Origin of the sequence: Flagellimonas cixiensis (genome assembly GCF_042134615.1) — a bacterium.
GTDB classification, from domain to species: Bacteria; Bacteroidota; Bacteroidia; order Flavobacteriales; family Flavobacteriaceae; genus Flagellimonas; species Flagellimonas cixiensis.
In genome coordinates, this window is record NZ_CP169639.1 from 1564732 (window position 1) to 1577766 (window position 13035).

Annotated in this window: 12 protein-coding genes; 6 read left to right on the forward strand and 6 right to left on the reverse strand. The window is 40.7% G+C overall.

Annotated elements, in window-relative coordinates; all coding sequences use genetic code 11:
• Positions 1–62 precede the first annotated feature (62 nt).
• Entirely contained in the window at positions 63–941 is an 879-nt protein-coding gene (locus ABT310_RS06950; protein ID WP_375326020.1) for a helix-turn-helix transcriptional regulator, read from the forward strand.
• A 10-nt stretch (positions 942–951) separates the two neighbouring features.
• Positions 952–1695, forward strand: coding sequence for a ThuA domain-containing protein (locus ABT310_RS06955; protein WP_375326021.1), 744 nt, complete (start codon positions 952–954; stop codon positions 1693–1695).
• On the opposite strand, the gene ABT310_RS06960 is transcribed toward ABT310_RS06955, so the two are convergent.
• Complete coding sequence (locus ABT310_RS06960) at positions 1681–2511, reverse strand: N-acetylmuramoyl-L-alanine amidase-like domain-containing protein (RefSeq protein WP_375326022.1); 831 nt, start codon at positions 2509–2511, stop codon at positions 1681–1683. The genes ABT310_RS06955 and ABT310_RS06960 overlap by 15 nt on opposite strands.
• A 10-nt stretch (positions 2512–2521) precedes the next feature.
• Complete coding sequence (locus tag ABT310_RS06965; protein WP_375326023.1) at positions 2522–3598, reverse strand: mechanosensitive ion channel family protein; 1077 nt, start codon at positions 3596–3598, stop codon at positions 2522–2524.
• A 146-nt stretch (positions 3599–3744) separates the two neighbouring features.
• Here ABT310_RS06965 and hemH point away from each other — a divergent pair, with 146 nt between their 5' ends.
• From hemH to ABT310_RS06985, 4 genes are read left to right on the forward strand one after another with little or no spacing between them, the layout of a single operon-like run.
• Entirely contained in the window at positions 3745–4791 is a 1047-nt protein-coding gene (gene hemH, locus ABT310_RS06970; protein WP_375326024.1) for a ferrochelatase, read from the forward strand.
• Positions 4792–4824: 33 nt separating this feature from the next.
• Entirely contained in the window at positions 4825–5616 is a 792-nt protein-coding gene (locus ABT310_RS06975) for a DUF3050 domain-containing protein (protein ID WP_375326025.1), read from the forward strand.
• Between the two features lie 42 nt (positions 5617–5658).
• Positions 5659–7041 carry an MATE family efflux transporter gene (locus tag ABT310_RS06980; RefSeq protein WP_375326026.1) on the forward strand — a complete coding sequence of 461 codons (1383 nt, stop codon included), beginning with the start codon at positions 5659–5661 and terminating at the stop codon, positions 7039–7041.
• Between the two features lie 45 nt (positions 7042–7086).
• Positions 7087–8187, forward strand: coding sequence for a lactonase family protein (locus ABT310_RS06985; protein WP_375326027.1), 1101 nt, complete (start codon positions 7087–7089; stop codon positions 8185–8187).
• A 207-nt stretch (positions 8188–8394) separates the two neighbouring features.
• On the opposite strand, the gene ABT310_RS06990 is transcribed toward ABT310_RS06985, so the two are convergent.
• The 4 genes from ABT310_RS06990 to ABT310_RS07005 all read right to left on the reverse strand — a co-directional run bounded on the left by ABT310_RS06990 (position 8395) and on the right by ABT310_RS07005 (position 13033).
• The gene (locus ABT310_RS06990) at positions 8395–9489 is read right to left on the reverse strand and encodes a DNA helicase PriA (protein WP_375326155.1); all 1095 of its coding nucleotides are present in this window, start codon (positions 9487–9489) and stop codon (positions 8395–8397) included.
• 164 nt (positions 9490–9653) lie between these two features.
• Entirely contained in the window at positions 9654–10793 is a 1140-nt protein-coding gene (locus ABT310_RS06995; protein ID WP_375326028.1) for an SPFH domain-containing protein, read from the reverse strand.
• 198 nt (positions 10794–10991) lie between these two features.
• The gene (locus ABT310_RS07000; protein WP_375326029.1) at positions 10992–11840 is read right to left on the reverse strand and encodes a DUF4328 domain-containing protein; all 849 of its coding nucleotides are present in this window, start codon (positions 11838–11840) and stop codon (positions 10992–10994) included.
• Between the two features lie 62 nt (positions 11841–11902).
• Complete coding sequence (locus ABT310_RS07005; RefSeq protein ID WP_375326030.1) at positions 11903–13033, reverse strand: P1 family peptidase; 1131 nt, start codon at positions 13031–13033, stop codon at positions 11903–11905.
• Positions 13034–13035: the final 2 nt, after the last annotated feature.

Consider the following 13035-nt stretch of genomic DNA (forward strand, 5'->3'; position numbering starts at 1 on the left):
ATAAAAGTTAATTTAGAGTCATTCTAAATTGAAATTTTCAAAAAACTGACACTTCATTAAGTATGGAAAATATCGCTCAAGGTTCTTATGATGAAATTTTAGTGGAAGACGGGATTTATATTCTAAAAATCCAGAACGAATCTGACGAACCCAAACTCATAGAACGGGAAATTGACAGCACCCATATCCAATTTCATTTTTGTTTAAAGGGTAGGTCAAGGTTCAATTTTAATGAGGGGAATTACTATTTGGAAGTCAATGAAGAAAACTCTCTTTTGCTTTACAATACCCAAAAGGATTTACCATTAAACCTTATAGTTTCTCCAAAATCTTGGTTGTTGTCCGTGGTAATGACCATCAGAAAATTTCATTCGCTATTTTCGAATGAGGCGGACTACATTCCATTTTTAAGTGAGGACAACAAAGAGAAAAAATATTATTCCCAAGAAATGGTCTCTCCAGCCACAGCGGTAGTATTGAGCCAGATGATGAACTATAACCTTCACCCATCCATTAAAAAGCTATACCTAAAAGGGAAGGTGTTCGAGCTGATTTCGCTCTATTTCAATAAAACCCAAGATGCGGATTTGGAACAATGCCCTTACTTAGCGGATGAGGACAATGTACGTCGTATTAAAATGGCCAAGGAGATCATGATTTCCAGAATGGCTGAACCACCAACGTTGGCTGAACTGTCACAAGAAGTAGGTTTAAGCCTGAAAAAACTCAAAGAGGGCTTCAAACAGATATATGGAGATTCCGTTTTTGGATTTTTATTTGAATATAAAATGGAATACGCCCGAAAAATGCTGGAAACAGGTAAACATAATGTCAATGAGGTAGGCCTAAAAGTTGGCTATAGTACAGCAAGTCATTTTATTTCATCCTTTAAAAAGAAGTTTGGCACCACACCTAAAAAATATTTAACTTCAAACGTATAAAATCACGACCATGAGATTCAGAGTTCTGTTATTTGCTTTTTGCCTTGTTATTAGTGCCTGTGCACAAGATGAACCTACAAATGTAAAAATGCCGGAGTTGGTAATGGTATTTACAAAAACCGAGGGCTGGAGGCATAAATCCATTGAGAAAGGGGTACAGACGTTTAGAGAACTTGGACGCCAAAACGGTTTTGTTGCTTTACAAACAGAATCCTCCGAGGATTTTACCACTCAAAACCTGAACAACTATAAACTTGTTGTTTTCTTGAACACAACCTTGGATGTTTTGAACAATGCACAGCAAAGTGCATTCGAATCCTATATTAAGGGAGGAGGTGCTTTTCTTGGCATTCATGCTGCTGCCGATACCGAATATGATTGGGCATGGTACGGAAAATTGGTGGGAGGTTATTTTGATTCCCATCCCAACAACCCCAATGTACGACAAGCTACTATTGATGTGGTAAGTAAAGCACATCCGTCCACAGAGCACTTGCCAGATTCTTGGTCAAGAGCCGATGAATGGTACAACTATAAAAACCTGAGTTCCGATACTACAATTTTGCTGAATTTAGATGAAAGTAGTTACGAAGGCGGAACAAACGGCACTAACCACCCTATAGCGTGGTATCACGAATTTGATGGAGGAAGAGCTTTTTACACTGGAGGTGGCCATACCGATGATTCTTATGACGAACCCATGTTCCGACAACATCTTTTAGGTGCCATTGAATGGTGCTTAAAGAGAAAGTAAGGTCGGTCTCGCCACAATAATTCCAATATTACTTTTGATGTTTTTAAGGTAATCTGCCAGGGGTAATTCAGAAATTTCCACTTCACCATTTTTACTGGAAGCGTGCAACAAATGCAATCTCCCATCGGGTTGATGGATAGCAATTCCTGTGTGGGTCACATCCAACCCTTTTATGGAAGTGGGCAAGGCCAATATGTCTCCTGATTTAATTAGGTGCTCTTTGCTCTCAATTTGGTCTTGGGGCAGGTAACAAAGTTTTTCTTTGGCGATTTCTTTTTCAACATCAAGCATGGCCTCAAAATTGGCATCACTGGCCAAAAATGGATACAGGCTTCGATGGGTTCCCATAAAATTAATGGGTTTTTCCAATTCAACGCCACCCAATTCAGCGGTAATATCTTTCACTAGCCCTTTCTTTTCATTATTTCGGATCCATTCTGTAAAATAATGTAAACGCGATGGATAACCGTCTAAATCTCCATTTCTATATCGAACGGACTCTAAGTTGTTGGTGAAATTTTCAAAATCTTTTTGTTGGTTTTTGAGCATCAGACTAAACGCCAGCACATTCTCCACAAAAGTGGTGCAGTCCAACCCCCCAAAGTTTACGACCAAGGTTTCCGTATCGCCAACTTCCAGTGTTTTTTCAACGTAGGGAGTTCCCAAAAAAGATTGACCCACCAAAGAAATGGTGTCACCCAAATTAGCACCCTTTATTTTTTCCAAATCGGTGATTTTTGTTTCAAACAATGACTTGTCTGCAGGTGAGCAAGTGATTTGTTGGGCATTAAGCATGCTTACAAAAAGTAAAAGCATTGCTGTTAACTTAATTTTCACCATCTGAATCTTCATTTTTTTGTTCAACGGTCAATCGTGTGGTTCTGGCAATACTTTCTGGATAATTTTCCTGAAGATACACAATCAATTTTTCGCGCACCAATACACGAAGGTCCCAGGCCGTCGGTGAATCTTTGGCGCTCATTAAACAGCGAATCTCCACATAATTGGGTTTGGTATCGGTAACTTGGAGTACATCAACCTTACCATCCCACAAATCGGTACTTTTCAAAACACGGGTCTGCTCTTCCCGAAGTTTATCAAAAGGCACATTGTAATCCACATATAAAAAAACCGTGCCCATTAAATCGGCCGAGGTCTTGGTCCAGTTTTGAAAAGGCTGGTTAATAAAATAGGGGGTAGGCACGATCAAGCGTCTTTTATCCCAAATGCTCACCACAACATAGGTCAAGGTAATCTCTTCGATGCGACCCCATTCACCCTCAACAATCACCACATCATCCAGTTTAATGGGTTGTGCAATGGCAATCTGAATGCCCGCCAAAATGGTCCCAATAAATTGCTGGGCCGAAAAACCAATAATGATACCCGCAACTCCTGCAGAGGCAAAAATACTTATACCCACTTCTCGAATTTCCTCAAAGCTCATTAACATAAACCCAACGCTGAGAAGAATGATAACGAAAATGAAAATGCGTTCCAGAATGGTAAATTGAGTATAGACCTTTCTTGCTTTTAAGTTATCGGCGGCGCCAACATCATAATGTTGAATTACCGTTTTTTTAATAATCTTGAGTAAGGCAATCATCACCCAAGCCATGGCAAATATGAATAGGAGGGTACTTGCTTTTCTGAACCAATATCCTGCATCTTCCAAATTGAGAATATCGCGTAGCGCTTTCAATCTGAGCAAAATGGAAACAAATATCAGCACCAAAGGAGTGGCCAAACGTTTAAAGGCACTTTTAGGCAACAGATATTTTGGATTTTTCCCCAAACGTTTTAACACCACCGAAGTACCCCAATAAAGAATGATGAGCACAAGCAGGGCAACGCCAAGGTAAATAAGGGATTCTTTGGAAACATTGTCGTAAAAACTATCCATATTCCCAAAAATAAGGCAGAAAATTCAAGAAGAACAGAAAGCTTAAACAAAATCGAGAATCATTATCCTATCATAAGAAAGTATTTTGATGCGAAAAAGGTGAAGTCCACTTCGTGTTGTATTTTAGCGGCCTAAACTAAAAAACTGTGAAAAAAGGAGTTTTATTGGTCAATTTGGGTTCGCCAGATAGCCCTACTGCAAAGGATGTAAAGCCGTATTTGGATGAATTTTTGATGGATGAGCGGGTTATTGATGTGAATCCTGTGCTTAGGAACATTATTGTTCGAGGCATCATCTTGAACACCCGTCCGAAAAAGTCGGCAGAGGCCTATTCCAAAATTTGGTGGGAGGAAGGCTCCCCTTTGATAATCCTTTCCGAAAGATTCACGAAAAAAGTACAGCAACACACAGACCTCCCCGTGGCCCTAGGGATGCGTTACGGGTCTATGTCCATTAAAGAAGGGTTACAAGAATTGAAGGATAAAGGGGTTGATGAGGTGTTCTTGGTGCCTTTGTACCCACATTACGCCATGTCTTCCTACGAAACGGTTGTGGTAAAAACACTTGAAGTGCAGCAACAGGATTTCCCAGAGATGCACATTACGACACTGCCCGCTTTTTACAGCAATCCAGATTATATCAAAATTCTTTCAGATAGTATTGCAGAGGGACTTAAAGATTTTGATTACGACCACATTTTGTTTTCCTATCACGGAATTCCTGAACGACACATTAAAAAGTCTGACCCTACCAAATTCCATTGTCAATTGAACGGGGCTTGTTGCAAAACAAATTCAGTGGCGCACCACACCTGTTACAGGCACCAATGTTATGACACTACAGAACTTGTAAAAAAAGAGCTTGGATTGCCCGAGGAAAAAGTGAGCACCTCGTTCCAGTCCAGATTGGGAAGCGACCCATGGCTACAACCCTTTACCGACAAAGAGTTTGAACGATTGGGGGAAGAAGGCATCAAAAAATTGGCCGTTATCACCCCCGCTTTCGTAAGTGATTGTTTGGAGACTTTGGAAGAAATTGCGATGGAAGGAAAGGAGCAGTTCCAAGAAGCAGGAGGAGGGGATTATATTCACATTCCCTGTTTAAATGATCGTGACGATTGGGCCGAACTCATGGCCAAATGGATCAAGGAATGGGAGGAAAAAGATGCCTTGCCCGAAACCAACATCCGATAAATTCCGTAAAAAAGAAGAGCCAATATAATTGCTATGAAAATTGAAAATTTGGAGCAAGAGCTTCAACCCCTTCGTGAACAACTAAAAAATCATCCACTTTATGCCCAATTGGAATCTATTGAGGATATCAGAACCTTTATGGAAAGCCATGTGTATGCCGTTTGGGATTTTATGTCATTGCTAAAGGCGTTGCAACAAAACTTGACCTGTGTTAGGGTGCCCTGGCATCCAGCAACCGATACTGCTGTGGCACGATTCATTAATGAAATTGTTTTAGAGGAAGAAACCGATTTCAATGAGTTGGGAGAGTCGAAAAGTCATTTTGAAATGTATTTGGATGCTATGAATGAGGTGGATGCCAATACAGAAAAGGTAATTCAAACCATTGCTGGCTTTACCAACTTAGAGCAGGTTTCTCAGCAAATCGAATCAGCTGATTTGAATCAAGCTGAAAAGAACTTTCTCCATTTTACGTTCGAAGTAATCAATACACAACAAGCCCATATTATTGCCGCGGCATTTACTTTTGGTCGCGAAGATTTGATTCCTGATATGTTCTTGAGCATTATTGAGCAATCTGGAGAAGATGGGCCAAGCAAGTACAAAAAGTTGGAGTATTACCTTAAAAGACATATTGAACTGGATGGTGACGAACACGGGCCATTGGCCCTGCGCATGATCAAAACCCTTTGTGGCTCCGATACTCAAAGATGGAACGATGTTGCGGAATACAGCAAAAAAGCACTTCGATACCGAATAGGATTGTGGGATAGCATTGCCAAAAAACTGACCGAGAACAAGGGGAATTTGGTAGATGCGTTGTAGCTTTGAGTTGTTCCATTACCAATACCAAAGAATACCCTAGGCATGGCCAAAATCACCTCTGACGAACTCGGGACTGAACCCATTGGAAAATTACTGATCAAACAGGCCGTTCCGGCATCCATTGGTATTTTGGTAATGTCGTTGAACGTACTGGTGGATTCCATTTTCGTTGGAAATTGGATTGGTTCCATCGCCATTGCAGCCATTAATGTTGTACTACCTGTTTCCTTTTTTATAGCAGCTTTGGGGATGGCGATTGGGATTGGAGGTTCCAGTATTATTTCGCGAGCCCTTGGTGCCAACAACCGAGATAAAGCCCTTAAAACATTTGGAAATCAAATTACATTGACCTTATTGGTCACTGTTGTTATGGTGGCCTTGGGGCTTTACTATGTGGATAGTCTTATCCCCGCTTTTGGAGGAAAAGGAACCATTTTTGAACCAGCGAAAATCTATTACACCATCATTTTATATGGCGTGCCATTTTTGGCTCTTTGTATGATGGGAAACACCGTAATTAGAGCTGAGGGTAAACCAAGGTTCGCCATGATTGCTATGATTATTCCATCTATAGGTAACTTGTTGATGGATTATATTTTCATTTACGTGTTCGATTGGGGCATGCACGGAGCCGCTTGGGCCACAACAGTAGGGTATTTGTTATGCTTCTTTTATGTGTTGTACTTCTTCCTTTCAAAAAATTCGGAATTAAGGATTGATATTTCCCATTTTGGATTGGACCGACCTATTTTGCGAGAAATTGGTTCGTTAGGATTTGTGACCTTGGCCAGGCAAGCCGTAACCAGCATCACCTATTTATTGATGAACAATATATTGTTCAATTTGGGCGGAGAGCCCATGGTGGCCGTTTATGCCATCGTAGGCCGAATGCTGATGTTTGCCCTGTTTCCCGTTTTTGGCGTCACCCAAGGATTTTTGCCCATTGCGGGCTACAACTATGGCGCCTTAAAATATGATAGGGTAAAAGAATCCATCTACACAGCGATCAAATATGCCGCATTGGTAGCCGCCATTGTTTTTGTGGTACTCATGGTTTTTCCAGCCGAAATTGCATCTCTATTTTTAAGTGATAGACCAGATTTGGCAGCTGAACAATTGGCCAATAATAAGTATGTTTTGGAACATACACCCCTAGCCATGCGTTTGGTATTCGCTGCAACACCTATTATTGCTATTCAGCTGATAGGAGCAGCCTATTTTCAAGCCATTGGAAAAGCAATTCCTGCTCTTTTATTGACTTTGACGCGTCAAGGGTTCTTTTTTATCCCATTAATTTTGGTGCTACCCAATTTTTATGGAGAATTGGGAGTTTGGGTCTCCTTTTGTATTGCGGATGTGCTATCTACCATTGTTACAGGTGCATATTTGGTAAAAGAGATAAAGACCAAACTAATTCCTAACTAAGCATTCAGTAAGAATGCTTACTTTGGAGGGCATAACTAAACATCCATGAAAAAAATATTTCTAGCAGGAATGTCTGCTGTTTTGGCTTTTGCCTGTACTGAAAAACCTGAAAACAAACCCATGTACACTCTTTTTGTTGGAACTTATACCGATGGCGATAGCGAGGGCATCTATTCCTATACATTTAATGCCAATTCTGGCGAGCTATCCAATCAAAAGTTAATGGCCAAGATCACCAATCCATCATATTTAACCATTTCAAAGGACAAGAAAAATCTTTATGCTGTTCAAGAAACAGCCGATTTTGATAGCTTGGGTGGTGGCGTTACTGCTTTTGCTATTAAAGATGGCATGTTGGAACTTCAAAACAGTATGGGAACTCAAGGTGCACATCCATGCCATGTTTCCCTTTCGGGGGATGGAAAATTGGCCGTAGCCAACTACACAGGAGGCAATGTGGCCGTATTTTCTTTGAAGGCCGATGGAGCTCTTGGTAATGACCCACAAATTATAGATCATAAAATTCTCGATTCCGTAAAAACTTCACATGCCCACATGGCCCATTTTGATGCTTATGGGCTTATGGTGACGGATTTGGGATTGGATGCGATAAAAAGATATGAGGAAAAGGATGGAACCTATGTGCCTGCGGAACAAGCTACGTTGCCATTTGTTAATGGAGCTGGCCCTAGACACTTTACCTATGGTAAAAATGGGAAAATGCTTTACGTAATCAACGAATTGAACAGTACCATCTCTGTTTTTGAGAATGTTGAAAATGGAAACTATCAAGAGGTTCAAGTAATGCCTACTTTGGACGCCAATTTTGATGGGGAAAGCTTTTGTGCTGATATTCATTTATCACTTGATGGGAAGTTTTTATATGGATCTAATCGCGGTGAAAACACCATCGTCATCTATTCCGTTGATGAGACTTCTGGAAAATTGGAATTGGTGGGCAGGGAATCCGTTCATGGAGATTGGCCCAGAAACTTTACCATAGACCCTACAGGTGAGTTTTTACTGGTTGCCAATCAGAAATCAAGCAATATAGCTGTCTTCAAAAGAGATGTTGAAAAGGGAACTTTAACCTTTTTAAATGAAATCAAGCACCCAATTCCTGTTTGTTTGGTTTTTGAATTATAGTTTTCATTGTCATTCTGAACGTAGCGAAGAATCTAAGGATTAAATAAGAGATACTTCGTCGTCTTTCAGACGCCTCAGTATGACATGGTGTTGCTGTAACAAGGCGTCACATCGAGTGAAAACGCATAGCGTTTTTGTATCGAGATGCTTGTGTTGAGCAGTTCTCGATACAATTTCTTTCAGAAATTACTCGAACTGACGATGCGGTTATTTATTAGCTAGCAAAACAATCACCCCAATAACAATAAGTCCGGCAAGGACAGCAAAGAATATTTTCCAGAAACTATAAGGACGGCTTCCAGAAATGCTGCCGTTTTCCCCGTTGATGAAAAAGTTGTATTCCTTTCCGTTGTATCGGTAGGCACTAACATAAACGGGCAGCAAAATGTGCTTGAACGTCTCTTCGGATAATTTCAAATCCATCGACAAAACACGTTGCGTATCTCCTCCAATGTCCCGGCGACACCATGTGGTTGCAATATCCTTGGCCTCTTCCTTGGATTGCAAATGCCCATCTTTTAATGGGATGGTATATTTTTCGGTCACAAACCCAGAAAGGAAACCACTATCAAAAGGTTGCAGCTTTTTTAAATCCCACCTAGCAATTTTGCCTGGAATCCGCCCTGTTTTTTGATGTGACGCCTTGATCAAGGTATCGTCTACAAAACCCGATACTTCACCTGCGGCAGGGTACCATCTTGTTTTTCTGACGCTTTGGGTCACCATTTTACCTTGGGAGTTGCGTACTCTTTTGGTTTCATAATAATATTCGCCCCGTTGCCCTGTATAGGAAGCATAAAGTTGCGCATCGAACGTCCAATAGGGTAAATAGAGTCCCTTGGTAAATTGAGGGTCTAGCGCGGCCTTTTTTAAATTGTTTGGAGCAAACCAAAGGCTCTTTACCCAATTCTTAAAAATGAGAAAAGACTTCTTTTTATCAATTTGAAAGGGCAAAACCGCACCCGGTAAAATCCAGTTTTCTTTATACGCATCTTCAATTACCAAAGGTTGACCGCAGTACACACAATGGAGCGATTTGTAGTTTTCTTCTACGTGTTGGTCGGCACCGCAGTTTTTACAATGAAGCATGGAGATTTCCTCACTGTGTTTTTGTGAGCCCATTTCTTGGAGAAAGGGATGCAATTCCAGTTCTTGGAAACCTTTATCATCAATGGCGATGGATTCCTCATGACCACAATATTCGCAAGTTATACTCGTGGTCCCAGGCTTATATTTGAGCTCTGCGCCACAATTGGCGCAGGCTTTTTTGAGCTCGGTTTTTTGGATTTTTTGTTCTTCCATAGATTCATTTCCGTGAGGATGGAAATCCATATCATTTTTGGATTCCAGCAAAATAGGATTGACTAAGATGTAGGCTTTAAATTGTCATACTGAACGAAGTGAAGTATCTCACAATCATGAAAAGAATAGATTCTTCGCTTTGCTCAGAATGACAATAAATATGATTATTCCGTTGGCAAAGGTGGTGGGGTATTGCCTCCCAAGAAGGATTTTAATTCTTCCACTTCTTTTAAAGCGGTCCATGCCGACATGCCTTGCTTCCATACCAAACTGTCACGGTTGATAGCTCGGGAAGCGAACAAGGATTGCATTTGTTCAAAACCTACTGGACCATGCTGCACGCCGTTGGAGGCGTAAAAATATTGGGTTTGAGTTGGCATAGGGGGAGGAACAGCGCCTCCGATGGGTTGCGCCGCTTGTTGCGGTGCAGCTTGGGAGTTTCCGCCCATCATACCGCCCATTTGTTGAGCCAATACAAATCCCATTCCCATTCCCATTCCTGCGCCAGCGGTTCCACCCTCGTTTTGGGCAGCGGCCTCGATGGCTTTTGCGGTCTTGAATTTGGTCAACTTATCCAAATCAAGTTTGTCAATACGGCTGTACTCGAAGATTTCCTTTTTAAGGTCTTCGGGCATGGAAACATTTTCGATGTAGAATTTCTCCAAGGAAATACCCACACTTTCAAACTCGGGCGACATTACATCACGACACGTATCCGACAGTTCAGTGGTATTGGCAGCGTACAATTCAATTGGTAAATTGGCCTGACCAACAGTATTTGTGAATCGAGTGGCAATCAAACTTTTTAAGTGCTCGTTGATCTCGAAATTGGTAAAGTTGCTGTCCGTTCCAACAATATCCTTGATGAACTTTCCAGCATCTGAAATTTTATAGGCATACGTTCCAAAAGCACGAATCTCAACAAGTCCAAATCTTTCATCACTTAAAGTGATGGGACTTTTAGTGCCCCATTTTTCATCAGTGAACAGGTGGGTGTTTACGAAATAAACCTCCGCTTTAAAAGGAGAGTTAAATCCATATTTCCAACCTTTAAGCGTGGCCAAAATCGGTAGGTTTTGGGTTGTAAGGTCGTAGGTGCCCGGTTCAAAAACATCGGCCAATTGACCTTCGTTGATAAAAACGGCGGTCTGTCCTTCACGAACAATGAGTTTTGCGCCGTTCTTTATTTCATTTTGATAACGCTCGAAACGATAGGCAATGGTGTCATCGGTATAGTCGAGCCACTCAATAATATCAATAAACTCATTGCTGAGTTTTTCCTTGATCTTTCCAAAAATATCCATGGTAGTGTGTTTAAAATGGTATAATTATTTTATCGTCATGTTGAACTTGTTTCAGCATCTCATGCTAAATGGTTTAAATTTTGATGTGACCCTGAAATAATTTCAGGGTGACGTTTTAAAACTATTAAAAAAGAAAATTACTTCTGTTAGATTAGTGTGAAATGACGAGAATTTGTTACAGTAATAAAATAACGGATATTAATTAGATTCCTCCAACGTGGAATTTTCTTCTTTCTGTATTTCCAGTTTGGCCAGCAATGTTTCTTTTTTTGAAACGGCCCTAATAACCAAAATTGCGAGAATTGTGAGAGGAATATCAATTAATTGACCAAACATATCCGCCTGAGTACTCTGGATTAATTCATTCAAAGTATTTGCCCGCATACTTGTCTTGAAAATATACCTTCCGATGATGCCACCCAAAATCCAAAGTGCCCACCAACTGCCAATTAAAAAACTATTTTTTTTGGAAGACTCGTGTGAATATCTGGTAATTAGAGCAGAATTACCTTCATCAATCTCATTCATAATTTGAACAGGGCGATATAAATTGAGGAAAGGCACGAACCAACTACCTGCGGCCCAACCTTCATCGTGAGATGTCCCTGATCTGCTATTTAAGTTGTAATAGGCTCTTCGGAACCATCTAATAAAGAAAATCACGGAAGTAATGTATAAGATAATATTGGTTATCCCTACAATTCCTTCTCTTATATCATTAAGTGTTAATTCGTTATCAGAGACATAAAATCCTTCTTCAACTTTCAAAAGCAAGTCATATTGAAGGTATGAAGAAATTAGTGATAAAAAACTAAGCCCTAATAATCCCCAAAGAATATATTCGGCCCATTTGGCCCTTTGTCCATTAGGTCTAATTGCCTCTTTAGGTTTTGGAATATAGTTGCTTGAGGAGTCGTAAAAGTAATCGGAACATTCTCCTTCAAAATCTGCTTCTTTAGAAGTGAGATTACACAATAAACCTTTGTTAAAATCAAGATGTCGGTTTTTGCACTGTTTGCAAAAAACCAAACGTTCAGCTCTAGTCATGGTATTTGGTTAGTTGTTTATTAAAAAACGGGGTTGTATTTAGGATATTGTTGGGCCAAAATTTAGCCTTTTATTTTACCCGCCTCTTTCAACATTTCCAGAACTTTTTCTTTAGGAAGCGCCTCAATTTTATGTCCATCACGGCCAAGGGTGGTTTCCCCTGCAAAAAGGGAATTGAGGATAGCCTCTTCCGTAGCCTCAATGGTGGCCAAAAATAACGGAGTCATAGCTTCATTGCGTAAAGTTGGCACAGTTTGAGTTGGACTATCACTTTCATAAGGGATTCGGCATTCCTTGGCAATAGAAACAGCGATTACATAGTCACCACTCCCATTACTGGCTATTCCACCTGTTCGAGATAAACCAAGCATAGCTCGTTTGGCCAATCGTTCCAAATTTCTGGAATCCAATGGAGCATCGGTGAGTACGACCATCATACAAGAACCATCAGGTGAATATTTAAAACTATTGGAATAGTGCCCCAGTTTTTTGCCTACTTCAACCCCCGCAACTTGCAAGACTCCTCCAAAATTGGATTGCACCAAAACACCTACGGTATATCCTCCAGATTTTTTGGGCAACACTCGTGATGAAGTTCCAATACCACCCTTAAATCCAAAACAAATGGTTCCTGTTCCTGCGCCTACGTTTCCTTCGGGAACAGCTCCAGATGTTGCCGTTGAAATAGCTTGGAGCACATCGGCTTCAATGACATGTCGTCCTCGAATATCATTGAGGTAACCATCATTGGTTTCGCCCACTACGGCATTCACAGAGCGAACATTTTCATTGCCTTTTTGTTTCAAGGTGTAACCAATAACGGCATTCATGGCGGTGGAAACATTTAGCGTATTGGTCAAGACAATAGGGGTTTCCAAATTACCCAATTCCTTTACTTGAGTGTATCCTGCCAACTTTCCAAAACCATTGCCTATGTAAATGGCTGCTGGTACTTTTTCTTGAAAAATGTTTCCGGAGTGAGGAAGAATAGCCGTTACTCCAGTTCTAATATTTTCTCCTTCATTGCGAGTGGTATGCCCTACTTGAACCCCTGGCACATCGGTTATGGCATTGAACGTTCCGGGTTGGAGTACGCCAATTTCAACCCCATGGTCTCGAAGTCGGTTTTGTGATAGCATCAGCAATGGAATTAAAAAGAATATGTAAAACAGACTGGATTTGAAATTGCTCATTT